Source organism: Bradyrhizobium sp. ORS 375, from assembly GCF_000239775.1.
GTDB lineage: Bacteria > Pseudomonadota > Alphaproteobacteria > Rhizobiales > Xanthobacteraceae > Bradyrhizobium.
On sequence record NZ_CAFI01000194.1, the window covers coordinates 19,415 to 33,048 of the forward strand.

Below are 13,634 nucleotides of genomic sequence, written 5' to 3' on the forward strand. Positions count from 1 at the left end.
GTCGGACCAGGGAACGCCAGGACCACCTCATGTCAACAGAGCATGTCGACGTGCTGATCGTCGGCGCCGGACTGTCCGGCATCGCCGCCGCCTATCATCTGCAGCACAAATGTCCCGGCAAGCGCTTCGCGATCCTGGAGGGGCGCGGCGCCATCGGCGGCACCTGGGATCTGTTCCGCTATCCCGGCATCCGCTCCGACAGCGACATGTACACGCTGGGCTATTCATTCAAGCCGTGGACCGATCCCAAGGCGATCGCCGATGGGCCGCAGATCCTGAAATACGTCCGCGACACCGCGACCGAGAACGGCATCGACCGCCACATCCGCTTCAATCATCGCGTTCTCAGTGCGTCCTGGTCGAGCGCGGACGCGCGCTGGACCGTGGAGGCCGAGCGGTCAACGGAGCAGGGCACGACCGAGACCGTGCTGATCACCTGCAGCTTCCTGTTCATGTGCTCGGGCTACTACCGCTACGAGAAGGGCTACCTGCCGGACTTCAAGGGCATGGCCGATTTCAAGGGCCGCATCGTGCATCCGCAGGCCTGGCCTGACGATCTCGACTATGCCGGCAAGCGTGTCGTCGTGATCGGCTCCGGCGCGACAGCGGTCACGCTGGTGCCCGCGATGGCCAAGACTGCGGCCCATGTCACGATGCTGCAGCGCTCGCCGACCTATGTGGTGTCGCGCCCGGCGCAGGACGCGCTGGCCAACAAATTGCGCCGGCATCTGCCGCCGAGCCTCGCCTATCACCTGATCCGCTGGCGCAACGTGCTGTTCGGGATGTATTTCTTCCAGCTCAGCCGGCGCAAGCCGGAGCGTGTCAAGCAGCTCATCCTCGGCGGCGTGCGCGCCGCGCTGGGCGCCGACTACGACGTCGCCACCCATTTCACGCCGCGCTACAACCCCTGGGATCAGCGGCTGTGCCTGGTGCCGGACGGCGACCTGTTCAAGACCATTCGCGAGCAGCGCGCCTCCGTTGTCACAGCGGGCATCGAGACCTTCACCGAGCGGGGCCTGCGCCTATCCGATGGGCGCGAGATCGAAGCCGACGTGGTCGTCACTGCGACCGGGCTGGTCCTGCAGGTGCTCGGCGGCATCAAGGTCACGGTCGATGGCCGCACGGTCGATTTCGCCAAGACGCTCAACTACAAGGGCATGATGTATTCCGACGTGCCGAACCTGGCGGCGACGCTCGGCTACACCAACGCGTCCTGGACACTGAAATGCGACCTGACCTGCGAATATGTCTGCCGTCTCATCAACTACATGGATCGGCACGGCTATCGACAATGCGTGCCGCACAATGACGACAGCACCGTCACGCCGCTGCCGTCGCTGAGCTTCAGCTCCGGCTACGTGCAGCGGTCGATTGCCGATCTGCCCAAGCAGGGCTCGAAGCGGCCGTGGCGGCTGTATCAGAACTACGCGCTCGACATCGTCTCGCTCCGTTACGGCAAGGTCGATGATGGCGTCATGCGGTATTCGTGAACGGCGCCGCCGCCCCGGACTCATTGTCGGTCACTGCAGCGCCTGACCGAGAGCCGGATTTCTGTCGATCGCCGTCGCGACCTGGGCCAGCAAGGCATCGCATTCGGCGCGGACCTCCGCCTTCTTTCGGTTGATCGGCCCCCAATGCTTGCGGATGTGCCGCAGCGCGACCGCAGCGTACTCGACCGCGAAGGCGGGACACTGCTTGCAGAGCCGCTGGAATTCGAGTCCGTCACCGGAGCCGAAGTTTTCGAGATTGCCGGCACTGCAGTGCACGCCGACGCTGAAATCGGCGAGAAAGCCAGACGGGCTGTTCTTGTAGCGGGCGAAGATCTGCCCCAGCAGCGGGCTCGCGCGATTGGCGTCGAAGCTCATCTGGAACAGGCCGGCCTCAGCCGTGTCGGACGTCGTGTTGTCGGCCGACCTGTCGCGCCCCTCGCAATAGTGGCCGGAGCTCTCGCGCATGCCCAGCCCGAGCATCAGCACGAAGAGGTGCCGCAATGTCTCGGCGCCATCGGCGGCGTTGCTCATTCCCGACGCGGTGAACACGTCGTTGTACCAGGCGAGGGCATCGCGGTTGACGTTGCCGGAGGATTTGCGGGCCATGTCCAGCGCGGCTGCGTCGCCGGATTTGAGCTTGTGGTAGACGCGGCCGAAAGTCAGCGCCATGCCGACGACGTAGCCCTTCGGCGCGGCCCCCCGATCCCTCCAATTGATGCGCGCGACCGGACTGCTTGCAGCCATCTGCTTCAGCTCATCGATCGAGCTTGGACCCGCCGCCGGGGCCGCGAAAGGCTGCATCGCAGGTGCAGCAGTCGGGGCCAATGCGGGGCCTGGTGACGCATCGAGCGCGGCCCAGGTCTTGGGGCCGGCGATCCCGTCCGGCACCATGTCGTGCTGGCGCTGGAATTCGCGGAGCGCGGCCTCGGTGCCGGCGCCGAAGATGCCATCGACTTCGATCTTCAGATCGTTCTGCAGTTGCCGGACGAGATCACCGCGGGCGCCGCGCCGCAGGGTGGGACGCTTCTCCTCGTCGATCGGCGGAACGATGATCGGCGCAGGAGCCGTGCCCGCCAGGATGGCCGCGACCTGCAACCGGAACTCATTCATGTCGAATGTCGGGTCGTTCTTGCGGCGGGGAGGCAGCGCGTACTCTTTGTGGCCGCAGCACATCACTGGGTCGGCGTTGATCTTCCTGAGGATCGCGGCCACCCCGCGACGATAGGCGTCGAGCTGAACGGCAGGCCAGGGGTCGTTGGCGGTGCCCGAATTTTCGGCTTCGATGCCGATGAAGTTCTCGTTGCCCGTGCGCAGCCCCTGCCACATGCCGACGCCGGCATGATTGCAGCGTCCGGCGGCGACGATGAAGTACGTTCCGTCGCGGCTGAGGCCGAGCTGCGCCAACGGTCCGGCGAGATCAGGCCGGCCATTGGTGATGATGCCGAGGCTCGGCATGACGCCCTTTTCCGGCCCGGGCCCCGCCGTATGGTGGCAGATCACGCCTTTGACGCTGCCCATCTCGCCGCGTCCCCGCGAGCGCCATCCCGGCTGCTCGGCGACCTTGAGGCCGGCGTCTTCGAGAACTTCGGCAAGCCAGGTGAGTGCGAAGGCCATCTCAGACTCCTCCGACCGCTGCGGGCAGTTCCGAGTCGCTCGTCAGATCGTCGAGCTGGAAGTCGAGGTCACATCCATCGACGTGGTCTTCATCGCCGTCATCGGGATCGATGTCCGCCGCGACCTCGATCCTGACTCCGCCGATGGCCGGCGGCAGCTCGGCGTCCGAGGTGAACTCATCCTCGATGTGCTCGACGCCGCAGAGACAGCTGTCGGCATCATTCTCGTCGTGACTGTCTGCGGATGTATCGGACGTCGTGGGCATGCGCCGCTCCCGCCATGAACTGCAATATGAACTGATCACAATTCTGCACAGCGTAGCGCGGCGGACCGGCCCGCTCATCTGCCGAGGAGATACATTGGAGATACATGGCGGACCGCGGGCGCGGCCCGACGACGTATCTTATGGTCTACGAGTCCATGGCGGGCGGAGCGGCGGAGCTTGGCTCGTCCGGAGATTGGCCCCGGGCGATCACTGCCGCTGCGTGCCGGCATCCTCGCGCAACGGCGCGCGGCTGAGCTCGTTGCCGGCGGCGATGGCCTTCTGCATCAGCCGGATCAGCTCGTTCGCCTCGACCTTGGTGAGGCCGCGCACCATCAGCCGCTGCGCGGCTTCGACGGCCGGCGTGATCGCGTCGAGCGTCCGCCGACCCTCCTCGGTGATCAGGAGCTCGCGTGATCGGCGGTCGCGCACACCCGCGCGGCGGATGACGAGGTTCTTTTGGGCCAGCCGGTCGATCACCCCGGTGATGGTGGTGCGGTCATAGGCGATCAGGCCGGCAAGCGTGATCTGGTCGAGTGCCGGGTTGGCCGCGATCGCCGCCAGTGCCGCATATTGCACCGGGGTCAGGTCGAAGCCGGCGGCTTCCACCTCCGCCAGGAACACCGCCACCGCGATCTGCTGAAACCGGCGCGCCAGGTGCCCCGGCATGTCCCGCATCTCGGTCACCACGAATCTCCTCTGGCTTGCTTGACAAGCATACTGATGATCAGCATACTGATCAATAAGGAAAAGCGAGGGAGGGTGGTCTCATGCAGTTTCATCTCAACGGCTTCCAGCCGGGTGATCCCGAGATTTTCGATGCCGCCGAGCGCGTGGCGAGCTCCGGCGCCGCCGGCACCCTGCCATCGGAGGTCGACGTCCTCATCGTCGGCTGCGGCCCGGCGGGGCTGAACCTCGCCGCCCAGCTCTCGGCTTTCCCGGGCATCAAGACTGCCATCGTCGAGCAGAAGCCGGGCCGGCTGCTGCTCGGCCAGGCCGACGGCATCGCGTGCCGGACCATGGAGATGTTCAACGCCTATGGCTTTGCCGAGAAGGTGCTGAAGGAAGCCTGCTGGATCAATGAGACCACGTTCTGGAAGCCTGATGACGCCGACAGCGCCCACATCGCGCGCAGCGGTCGCGTGCAGGACGTCGAGGACGGCCTGTCGGAGATGCCGCATGTCGTGCTCAACCAGGCCCGCGTGCACGACTTCTTCCTCGAGGTGATGCGGCGCTCGGCAGCCAAGCTCGAGCCGCACTACGCACGGCGGCTGCGCGATCTCACGATCGATACGACCGCCGCTGCCGGCGCGCACGGTGTCACCGTCAGCTTCGATCGCATCGACCCCGAGCACGAGGGGCAGGTCGAGACGGTGCGCGCGCGCTATGTCGTCGGCTGCGACGGAGCGCGCAGCGTGGTGCGCAAGGCGATCGGCCGCGAGCTGCACGGCGACTCCGCCAATCACGCCTGGGGCGTGATGGACGTGCTCGCCGTCACCGATTTCCCCGACATCCGCTTCAAGTCGCTGATCCAGTCGGCCAAGGACGGCAGCCTGCTGGTGATCCCGCGCGAGGGCGGCTATCTCGTCAGGCTCTATGTCGAGCTCGCCAAGCTCGAGGTCGGCGAGCGTGTCGCGGGCCGTAACATCACCGTCGAGGAGGTGATCGCCAAGGCCAAGCGCATTCTCGCGCCCTATACACTCGAGGTGAAGGAGGTCGCGTGGTGGTCGGTCTACGAGATCGGCCAGCGCATCACCGACAAGTTCGACGACGTGCCGGAGGCGGACGTCGCGACCCGCCTGCCGCGCGTGTTCATCGCCGGCGACGCCTGCCACACCCACAGCCCGAAGGCGGGGCAGGGCATGAACGTGTCGATGCAGGACACCTTCAATCTCGGCTGGAAGCTCGCCGCCGTACTGGGCGGCCGCTGCACGCCGGAGCTGCTGCACAGCTATTCGGCAGAGCGCAAGGCGATCGCGCAGGAGCTGATCGATTTCGATCGCGAATGGTCGGGCATCCTCGCCTCCGCCGCCAAGCAGGGCGGCGCCGATGCCGCCAAGACGCAGGACTATTTCATCCGTCACGGACGCTACACCGCGGGCACGGCCACGCATTATCGGCCCTCGGTGCTGACCGGCGACGACACCTTCCAGCCGCTCGCGACCGGCTTCGTGATCGGCAAGCGCTTCCATTCGGCACCGGTGATCCGTCTCGGCGATGCCAAGCCGCTGCAGCTCGGTCACGTCGTCCAGGCCGACGGCCGCTTCCGCCTGTTCGCCTTTGCCGGCGCCGAGGATCCGCTGGCGCCGAGCTCGGCGATCCGTCGCCTGTGCACATTCCTCAGCGAGGAGGCCGCATCGCCGCTGCGGCGCTACACGCCCGCTGGCGCCGACATCGACTCGGTGATCGACCTGCGCGCGGTGTTCCAGCAGGGCCATCGCGAGCTCGCGCTGGAGCGGATGCCGGCGCTGCTGCTGCCGCGCAAGGGGCGCTACGGCCTTCTCGACTACGAGAAGATGTTCTGCCCCGATCTGAAGAGCGGCCAGGACATCTTTGCGATGCGCGGCATCGATCGCGCCAGCGGCTGCCTCGTGATTGTCCGGCCGGATCAGTATGTCGCCGACATCATGCCGCTCGACGATCACGCCAGGCTGGTCGGCTATTTCGACGGCTTCATGCTGAAGGCGGCCGGAAGGTAAACGAAATGCAAATCTCAGCTCCGGATTTCCGGGGCTGATGCTAGCCAGATCCCAATGTTTCCCCGTTACACCTGATCTCCTCGGATGGACGATTGAGTGGGCGAGTGGCGAAATGTTGATGTTGGCGAACCGTCGTAAGAGCGAACGTCGGCTGTGCAGGAGGATCGCGAAGATCCACTACGGCAATGGCAGCCTGCCGCGGGACTGCACGGTCACGGATATTTCCGACGGCGGCGTCAAGGTGGTCGCCGAGTTCGTCGAGATCCCGCCGCAGTTCACGATCGTGTTCGCGCCGGACCACCAGCGCAAATGCCGGCTGGCCTGGCGCATCGGCTGCGAGTTCGGCGCCGAATTCATCGATTGATCGATGGATTGGGCCTTTATTTGAGCCTTGGCGGCCGCGCCTGCTTAACGGGACCTTAGGGTTAATCTGCCAGCGTGTCTGGCATCGGTCCCGAAGTAGTTCAGTTGCATGCGTATGCGGCCCTCTTGCTCTCGTCCTCTGTTGCGGCCGGCTGCGTTCGCGCTGTCCTTCACCGTCGTGCTGCTCGGCCTCGGTGCCTGCCAGACGACGGATCTCGGCGACATCACCGGCGCGCTTGGCGGCAAGTCCGAGAAGCCCGGCGCGCCGGCGGCTGATCCGCGCGCCGAGGTCGACCAGCTGCGCGAGCGCTTCCGCGCCACCCCGAACGATCCCGAGCTCGCGCTGCGCTATGGCAGCGCGCTGCGCGCCACCGGGCAGCGCTCCCAGGCGGTGGCGGTGCTGGAGCAGGCGACCATCGCCAATCCCGGCAACCGGGCGCTGCTCGCGGCCTATGGCCGCGCGCTCGCCGACAACGGCAATTTCCAGCAGGCCTTCGATGTGCTGAGCCGGGCGCATTCGCCCGAGGATCCCGACTGGCGGATCCTCTCGGCGCAGGGCGCCACGCTCGACCAGATGGGGCGCAACGAGGAGGCGCGGCAATATTACATCACCGCGCTGAAGATCGCGCCCGATGATCCCTCCGTGCTGTCCAATCTCGGCCTGTCCTACGCACTCTCCAACGAGCTGCCCAAGGCTGAGGAGCAGCTGCGGAAGGCCGCTGCCAATCCCGACGCCAGCCCACGGGTCCGCACCAATCTCGCCGTCATCGTCGGCCTGCAGGGCCGCATGAGCGAGGCGGAGAGCATCGCGCGCTCCGGCCTGCCGCCGGAGCAGGCGAATGCCAATGTCGCCTATGTGAAAAAGATCCTGGTGCGCCGGCAGGTCGCCCAGCGCGAGCTGTCGCCGCGCCACGACCGCCCCGTGGCGGGGCAGCCGGACAAGGCGCTGGCGAAGGCGCTGAGCCGCTCCGACGACTGAGGCTACTTTGCGCCGAGCAGCTTGGCGATCGGCGCCAGCAGCGAGCCGCGTTGCGGCTTCGCGTCCACACGGCCGGTGAGCCGGTTGGCGATCTGCTGGAACAGTTTCGGCGTCCGGCTCAGCGCTCCGATCTCCGCGATCATCTGGCCGTTGTTGGCGGCGGTGCCGAACAGCTTGCAGTCGAACGGGATCACCGCGACCGGCTCGGCCTCCACCGTCTTGGCGAAGCGCTTCAGGTCGATCTCCGGCCGCTTGGGCATGCCGACCTGGTTCAGGCAGTACAGCGGCGGCCGGTCGTTCGGCCGCGAGGCCTTGAGCACGCCGAGCAGGTTCTTGGCGTTGCGCAAATTGGCGAGATCCGGCTCGGCGACGACCAGGATGTCGTCGGCATTGATCAGCGCGTGCCGCGTCCAGGCCGACCATTGGTGCGGCACGTCGAGCACGATGCATTGCTGGGTCAGGCGCAGCGTATCGAAGATCGCGTCGAACGCGTCCGCCCCGAAATCATAGACGCGATCGAGCGTCGCGGGGGCGGCGAGCAAATTGAGATGCTCGGTGCATTTGGCGAGCAGGCGCTCCATCAGCGCGGTGTCCGGCCGGTCGGGCTGGAAGATCGCGTTGGCGATGCCCTGCAGCGGGTCCTGGTTATAGTCGAGGCCGGCGGTGCCGAACGCCATGTCGAGATCGATGACGACGGAATCCAGCGTCAGGTCGCGCGCCATGCTCCAGGCGACGTTGTGCGCCACCGTGGAGGCGCCGACGCCGCCCTTGGCGCCGACCACCGCGATGATGCGGCCGGTGATGACGGCCTCCGAGGCGGAGAACAGGCTGCAGATCGAGCGGATCACGTCGATCGTCTCGACCGGCCCGATGACGTAGTCGTTGACGCCGCGCCGCACCAGCTCGCGATAGGCGACACCGTCGCTCATGCTGCCGATCAGCACCACGCGGGTGCCGGGATCGCAGACGCTGGCGAGATCGTCGAGGCCGCCCAGGATGTCGCCGCCCGGCTTGGTCTCGATGACGATGACGTTGGGCGTCGGCTGCGAATGATAGGTCTCGATCGCGCGGGCCATGCCGCCCGCCTTGATCGTGATATGCGCCTTGCCGAGCCGGCGGTCCTGGCTCGCCGCGAGCACCGCGGACGAGGTCTGGTCGGTCTCGGTGAACGCCTGCACCGAGACGCGGGGGACCGGCGCGATGTGGTCGTCGAGCACCGGGCCGCTCGGCGCCGGCTGCTCATCCTGGCTGTGACGGGACGCGTTGATCATTTGCCTGTATCGCTGAGCTTGGCCTTCTCGGTCTCCGGATAGGTCACCGCCGTCGATTCGCCCTTGCGGTACTTCTCGAACAGCGCGGAGCGGCGCGGCGTGTAGGCGGCGGTCTCGGAGCGCGGCTGCTCGAGATCGGCCGGATTGTCGATCATCGCCGCCAGATTGCGCTGCGTGGCGCAGCCGAAGTTCTGATAGTGCTGGTTGCTGCTGTAGCCGGGATTGTTGATGTTCGGCCCGAGATCGTCCGGCCACAGGCCGCAAGGACCGGCGACCGCGGCGATCTTCGGATAGCTCAGCCGGATGACCGCGAGCTGCCGCGGATCGTCGGGCGTGGTATGGCGCATCGTGATCGCGCGCGACGGCACGCCGCCGGCGGTCAGCATGGCATGGATCTCGCGATAGGCGTCGGCCGCGGCGCGCGCATTCGGCGTGCCGGCCGGCACATCGGCCGTGATGACGCCGGTGCCCTCGCGCTGCCAGGAGCGCGCCAGCCCCGCGATGTCGGCGCGTTGCGGCGTGGTGAGGCCGCCGCGGCCTGAGCCGATGAAGACGACGATCGACTGTCGGCCTTCCTCGATCGCGATCGGATGCCGCATCTTGTAGTCATCGGGGATCGTCGCCACGACCTCGCCGCTGGTGGAATTGCAGGCGCCGAGCGTCAGTGCCAGCCCCGCCAGCGCGCCGAGGCTGGCCAGTGCGCGCCGCCTGTCTGCAGATGATCCCGTCATGATCTTATCCCCCGTGCCCCTGATCCCGCCGTCTCAGTCGATGATGAAGCCGAAGCCGGCCGGCTGCCCGGTCACCGCGTCGACCTTGGCGGCGACGCCGTAGAGCCGGTTCATGCGGCCGAGCAGCGCCGACTCCGAGTCGGTCGCCGGCGCGAAGCCGTCATCCGGCCGCGACAGCTCCTTCTGCGCGACGGCGCGCACGACGTAAGGCGTCACCAGCACCATCAGCTCGGTCTCGTTGTTGACGTAGTCCTGGCTGCGGAACAGCTGGCCCAGCACCGGCAGCTGATTGAGCCCGGGCAGGCCGTTGACCGCCTGCTTGGTCTGGTTCTGGATCAGGCCGGCCATCGCCATCGAGCCGCCGGAGGGAATTTCCAGCGTGGTCTCGGCGCGGCGGGTGCGGATCGCAGGGATCGTGACCGACGAGGCCGAGTTTGCGCTCGTTGCGTAGGACAGCGTGATCGCGTTGTCGTTCGACAGTTCCGACACTTCGGTCATGACGCGCAGGCTGATGCGGCCCTCGCTCAGCACCACCGGGGTGAAGTTCAGCGAGATGCCGAACTTCTTGAACATGACCGAGGTGCTGCACAGGCCCGTCTTGGGATCGCAGGAGTAGCCGCCGGGGACCGGGAATTCGCCGCCGGCGATGAAGGTCGCGGACTCGCCGGAAATCGCGGTCAGGTTCGGCTCGGCCAGGGTCTTGACGACGCCTGCGGTCTCCATCGCGCGCATCGTCGCCGACACCGACGAAAGGTTGCCGCCGCCGATGGCGGAGAGGCCGTTGCCGGACACCAGCGACTTGCCATAGGCCGTGAACGGATTGGTCTGGTTGAAGTTCACGACCGCGGTGCCATAGGTCATGCTGGCGCTGAGATCGATGCCGAGCTGCTTGACGATCTCGCGCCGCACCTCCGACACGTTGACCTTCAGCATCACCTGGTCGCGGCCGCGCACGACGATCGAGTTGACGACCTTGTCGGCGCCGCCGACCAGGCGGCCTGCGATCTCGCCGGCCTGCTGCGCTTCGACCGGGCTCGACACGGATCCGGTGAGAATGACGCCGTCGCCGACGCCGTCGATCTTGACGCCGGGAATGCTCTGGCTCAGCGCCTGGCGCACGCCGTTGAGATCGCGCTTGATCGCGATGTCATAGGCCGCGACCTGCTGGCCCTCGCCGTCGAAGAACACCACGTTGGTCTGGCCGACCGCAGCACCGATGATGTAGGCGCGCCGCGCCGAGCGCACCACCGCGTTGGCGATCTTCGGATCGGCCACCAGCACGTCCTTGACGTCCTGCGGGAAGTCGACCACGACCGACTTGCCGATCCCGAGCGACAGATAGCGCACCTTCGACGAGCCGACCGACACCATCGGCGTATCCCTGTCCTCAGCCGCCTTCACCGGCGCCAGCGCCGGATTGAGCGCCAGGGCGATGGCCGCCGACATGGAGAGCGCGCGCACCAGCGCCATCCCCATTTTCTTGCGTTGATCCCCACCCATCATTGTCCCCATCCTTCTCATCACTTCTGCGCCGTCTGGGCGCTCGTGATCCCGTAGCGAATGATCTCGATGGCGTTGCCCCGCCGCGCCATCTGCTGCTGCTCTGTTTCGGTCTTGCCGGTGTCCGGCGCGTTGATGTCGGCGATGCTGCGCAGTGCCAGCGCCAGCGTGCCGGCCTGTCGCGCCCGCGCCAGCGTCTCGGCTTGCTCGGGCTTCAGCTCGAGCGTCACGGTCTTGCCGAGCACCGCGTTCTGGCCTTCCTTCTCCTTGGGCGCCTGGTCGATCGCCAGCACGCGGACATTGGAGAGGATGATCTCGGAGCTGACGCTGTCGGTCGCGCCCGGCTTGTCCGGATTCTTCTCGCGCTTCGACAGGATCACGTCGACACGGTCGTTCGGCAGGATGAAGCCGCCGGCGCCGGTCTCCGGCGAAATCTCGGTGGAGATGGCGCGCATGCCCGCAGGCAGGATCGCCGCCATGAAGCCGGAGCCGTCCGACTTGACCAGCTTCTGCTCGCGGATCGGCTCGCCGATCACGAACGGTGCACGCGCGATCGAGCCGACCAGCTGATTGGCCGCCTCCGGCCGGTCGCCGCGGCGAATGAAGATGTTGCTCGCGGCCTCCGGCCAGGTCTGCCAGATCAGGTCGCCCGGCTTGATCGCCTGTCCGAGCCCGATGTCGGCCTTCGCCACCAGCACCTCGACGGTGGGCAGCTGCACGACGGGCGCCACCGGCGCCGGCTGCTGGCTCTCGGAGCTGCTGACCAGATAGGCCGCAACACCGCCCGCGCCGAGAGCGATGGTTAACACCACGATGCGTGCCGTCATCATCAGCGGAACTACTTTCTACTCATACGCCGGGAAGCAACACGCGAGACCTGCGGTCAGCGGTTCTCCCTGACTAACGACTAAGCGCCAATGGTATAAGCAGACTTGAACGAGGCCGGCCGCGACCCCTCGGCAAAGCGGCGATTGCGCAAGTGGTGAACAGGTTGTTAGCGCACGAATAGTGAAACGCCGCGAATGTGTTAGCTATTTGCGCGCGGTGTGCCCGCACGTATCCGTCGTCGCGCGCGCAGCAGAATGAGATCGTGAGTTGCAGCCGAGCCTCAGTGGTCATCTCGTTAAGCTTGATCGTTTGCTAACAACTCAGGCGGAGGAACGATGACGGTGTCGACGCGATTGTGCCGTCGCGCGAGGAGAAGAGGATCAGCCGATCTCGCTTGCCTCCGCGCCCGCACGACATGTGCGCGCTGCACTCTCCAGGGGAGCGACGATGCCGATACAGCATGCCGCGCTGCACCGTAATCAGACGGGGCCGCATCTTCAGAAAGCGGAAAGGGGTTGGACATACGATTCCGTTAGGCGGGATTTCCGACCGGATTTTCAGACTTCCTTAGGCTTTTGCGCGCACCGTCCGGCCATGATGGCTGGGTTCGTGCGCGGTGTATCTTGCTCAAGAATACACGCAGAAATTGTATTGACCGTGGCGCGCTGCGATCAGCGGCGGGCGGTCGCGGGTCACGGGGATGAATGGGGATCGGGGGGAGGCGTGCAATGTCATCAGTTGCCCGATTCCTGAAGCAGCGCGCTGTCAGGATTCAGACGGCGGGGACCTACACGCTGCCGAACTGGTATGACCCGGAAGGCAAGCTGCGCTCCTTCGCCTGCCGCACCACGCGGGTATCGCCGTTTCGCGCGCTGCTCGACGTGCCCGTGGTCGGCAAGGTCGGGGACCGGCTGACGTCGTATTTCCGCGACTTCGGCAAGTTCGAAGGCGAGATCAGCGACACCGTGCATGGCGGCTTCCTGCTCGAGCTGGAGATGACGCGCGCCGAGCGCGCCAAGCTCGCCGAGAAGCTGGTCTGGCTGGAGAAGAAGCAGAAGGATCCGACGGTCCGCGACTCCCGCCGCGATGCGCGCTTTGTGCCGAACTCGCCGCACTCCGCGCTGACGCTCGCCGACGGCAGCATCATCCCGTGCTTCGTGATCGATGCATCGATGTCGGGGGCTGCGGTGTCGGCGGAGATCCAGCCGGAGATCGGCACGCCGCTCGCCGTCGGCAGCTGCGTCGGCCGCGTCGTCAGGCACTTCCCCGATGGCTTCGCCATCAAGTTCGTCGACGCGCTGTCGGCCACCACCGAGCTCGAGCGGCGCGTCATCACGCCGCCGACCCGGCCGACCCGGCAGAAGCTCGTCGCCCATGCCGATGATGGCCGCATCGAGGCGCCCGAGGACTTCTTCATGGTCTGACCGCGGCGACTCGATGTCGCCGGCTCACGCAGTCGCTCGCCCTGCGCGGTTTCGCGTATTCCCGCGAGCGCGCGAATCCATGCATGGAACGGGTCACCCGCTCGCACAGTTAACGCGGTGTTAAGCGACATCGTGAACGCTCGTGTGCGCCGGGTTCGCACGTCCAGGAGGAGCCAGTCCCATGGAGGCCCAGAAGACCGCCGTCGACGCCATCGTCGTCCTGACCGGCTACGACCGCGACGCCGTCGCCGCCTATATCCGGCGCATGTATCTCGCCGGCGTCCGCGATCCCAAGCGCCTGACCTTCAAGGGCCTGCAGGAGCTGACCCGCAACTAGCGGATACGCGGCTAGAGGATAGGGGGCTCGTTCGCTAACTCTGCGAGCGTGGGAGGCGGGCTCTCGCGAGCCCCACAGGTGTCATGCTCCGCGAAAGCGGAGCATCCAGTACTCCGCGGCAGAAATTCTTGAATTG

At 66.5% G+C, this 13,634-nt stretch carries 12 protein-coding genes and 1 pseudogene; 6 read left to right on the plus strand and 7 right to left on the minus strand.

Annotation, left to right across the window (positions count from 1 at the left end):
* Positions 1-23 precede the first annotated feature (23 nt).
* Positions 24-1,490 (plus strand): annotated as a pseudogene (locus BRAO375_RS16380) (flavin-containing monooxygenase); the annotation flags it as partial.
* A 30-nt stretch (positions 1,491-1,520) separates the two neighbouring features.
* Here the strand turns inward: BRAO375_RS16380 and BRAO375_RS16385 are convergent.
* The 3 genes from BRAO375_RS16385 to BRAO375_RS16395 form a co-directional block, all read right to left on the minus strand.
* Entirely contained in the window at positions 1,521-3,104 is a 1,584-nt protein-coding gene (locus BRAO375_RS16385) for a peptidoglycan recognition protein family protein (protein ID WP_009028580.1), read from the minus strand.
* Position 3,105: 1 nt separating this feature from the next.
* Positions 3,106-3,369, minus strand: a complete 264-nt coding sequence (locus tag BRAO375_RS16390; protein WP_009028581.1) for a hypothetical protein — start codon at positions 3,367-3,369, stop codon at positions 3,106-3,108.
* A gap of 207 nt (positions 3,370-3,576) precedes the next feature.
* Entirely contained in the window at positions 3,577-4,035 is a 459-nt protein-coding gene (locus BRAO375_RS16395; protein WP_009028582.1) for a MarR family winged helix-turn-helix transcriptional regulator, read from the minus strand.
* 101 nt (positions 4,036-4,136) lie between these two features.
* On the opposite strand from BRAO375_RS16395, the gene BRAO375_RS16400 reads away from it, so the two are divergent.
* The 3 genes from BRAO375_RS16400 (at position 4,137) to BRAO375_RS16410 (ending at position 7,407) form a co-directional block, all read left to right on the plus strand.
* Positions 4,137-6,065, plus strand: coding sequence for an FAD-binding monooxygenase (locus tag BRAO375_RS16400; RefSeq protein ID WP_009028583.1), 1,929 nt, complete (start codon positions 4,137-4,139; stop codon positions 6,063-6,065).
* Between the two features lie 118 nt (positions 6,066-6,183).
* Complete coding sequence (locus BRAO375_RS16405) at positions 6,184-6,429, plus strand: PilZ domain-containing protein (protein ID WP_035640658.1); 246 nt, start codon at positions 6,184-6,186, stop codon at positions 6,427-6,429.
* Between the two features lie 108 nt (positions 6,430-6,537).
* Positions 6,538-7,407 (plus strand): tetratricopeptide repeat protein, encoded by an 870-nt coding sequence (locus BRAO375_RS16410; RefSeq protein ID WP_035640640.1) that lies wholly within the window; start codon positions 6,538-6,540, stop codon positions 7,405-7,407.
* Positions 7,408-7,409: 2 nt separating this feature from the next.
* Here BRAO375_RS16410 and BRAO375_RS16415 read toward each other — a convergent pair whose 3' ends face one another.
* From BRAO375_RS16415 to cpaB, 4 genes are read right to left on the minus strand one after another with little or no spacing between them, the layout of a single operon-like run.
* A complete protein-coding gene (locus BRAO375_RS16415; RefSeq protein ID WP_009028585.1) occupies positions 7,410-8,678 on the minus strand; it encodes a CpaE/TadZ family protein in 1,269 nt (422 codons plus the stop codon).
* The gene (locus BRAO375_RS16420; protein ID WP_009028586.1) at positions 8,675-9,409 is read right to left on the minus strand and encodes a CpaD family pilus assembly protein; all 735 of its coding nucleotides are present in this window, start codon (positions 9,407-9,409) and stop codon (positions 8,675-8,677) included. The genes BRAO375_RS16415 and BRAO375_RS16420 overlap by 4 nt, the downstream gene beginning before the upstream one ends.
* Before the next feature lie 33 nt (positions 9,410-9,442).
* Positions 9,443-10,912: a type II and III secretion system protein family protein gene (locus tag BRAO375_RS16425; protein ID WP_502688912.1), complete on the minus strand. Its 1,470-nt coding sequence runs from the start codon at positions 10,910-10,912 to the stop codon at positions 9,443-9,445.
* A 17-nt stretch (positions 10,913-10,929) separates the two neighbouring features.
* Positions 10,930-11,739: a Flp pilus assembly protein CpaB gene (gene cpaB / locus BRAO375_RS16430; protein WP_009028588.1), complete on the minus strand. Its 810-nt coding sequence runs from the start codon at positions 11,737-11,739 to the stop codon at positions 10,930-10,932.
* Positions 11,740-12,465: 726 nt separating this feature from the next.
* Between cpaB and BRAO375_RS16435 the strand changes: the two genes are divergently transcribed.
* Both BRAO375_RS16435 and BRAO375_RS38030 read left to right on the plus strand, forming a co-directional pair.
* Positions 12,466-13,161 (plus strand): PilZ domain-containing protein, encoded by a 696-nt coding sequence (locus BRAO375_RS16435; protein ID WP_009028589.1) that lies wholly within the window; start codon positions 12,466-12,468, stop codon positions 13,159-13,161.
* Between the two features lie 181 nt (positions 13,162-13,342).
* The gene (locus tag BRAO375_RS38030) at positions 13,343-13,498 is read left to right on the plus strand and encodes a hypothetical protein (protein ID WP_009028590.1); all 156 of its coding nucleotides are present in this window, start codon (positions 13,343-13,345) and stop codon (positions 13,496-13,498) included.
* Positions 13,499-13,634 lie beyond the last annotated feature (136 nt).

Bases quoted from the DNA above. Each gene is read 5' to 3' on its own strand.
- BRAO375_RS16415 (WP_009028585.1), bottom strand. From the start codon at position 8,678: ATGATCAACGCGTCCCGTCACAGCCAGGATGAGCAGCCGGCGCCGAGC.
- BRAO375_RS16435 (WP_009028589.1), top strand. From the start codon at position 12,466: ATGTCATCAGTTGCCCGATTCCTGAAGCAGCGCGCTGTCAGGATTCAG.
- BRAO375_RS16405 (WP_035640658.1), top strand. From the start codon at position 6,184: ATGTTGGCGAACCGTCGTAAGAGCGAACGTCGGCTGTGCAGGAGGATC.
- BRAO375_RS16390 (WP_009028581.1), bottom strand. From the start codon at position 3,369: ATGCCCACGACGTCCGATACATCCGCAGACAGTCACGACGAGAATGAT.
- BRAO375_RS16400 (WP_009028583.1), top strand. From the start codon at position 4,137: ATGCAGTTTCATCTCAACGGCTTCCAGCCGGGTGATCCCGAGATTTTC.
- BRAO375_RS16385 (WP_009028580.1), bottom strand. From the start codon at position 3,104: ATGGCCTTCGCACTCACCTGGCTTGCCGAAGTTCTCGAAGACGCCGGC.
- BRAO375_RS16425 (WP_502688912.1), bottom strand. From the start codon at position 10,912: ATGATGGGTGGGGATCAACGCAAGAAAATGGGGATGGCGCTGGTGCGC.
- cpaB (WP_009028588.1), bottom strand. From the start codon at position 11,739: ATGATGACGGCACGCATCGTGGTGTTAACCATCGCTCTCGGCGCGGGC.
- BRAO375_RS16420 (WP_009028586.1), bottom strand. From the start codon at position 9,409: ATGACGGGATCATCTGCAGACAGGCGGCGCGCACTGGCCAGCCTCGGC.
- BRAO375_RS38030 (WP_009028590.1), top strand. From the start codon at position 13,343: ATGGAGGCCCAGAAGACCGCCGTCGACGCCATCGTCGTCCTGACCGGC.
- BRAO375_RS16395 (WP_009028582.1), bottom strand. From the start codon at position 4,035: ATGCCGGGGCACCTGGCGCGCCGGTTTCAGCAGATCGCGGTGGCGGTG.
- BRAO375_RS16410 (WP_035640640.1), top strand. From the start codon at position 6,538: ATGCGTATGCGGCCCTCTTGCTCTCGTCCTCTGTTGCGGCCGGCTGCG.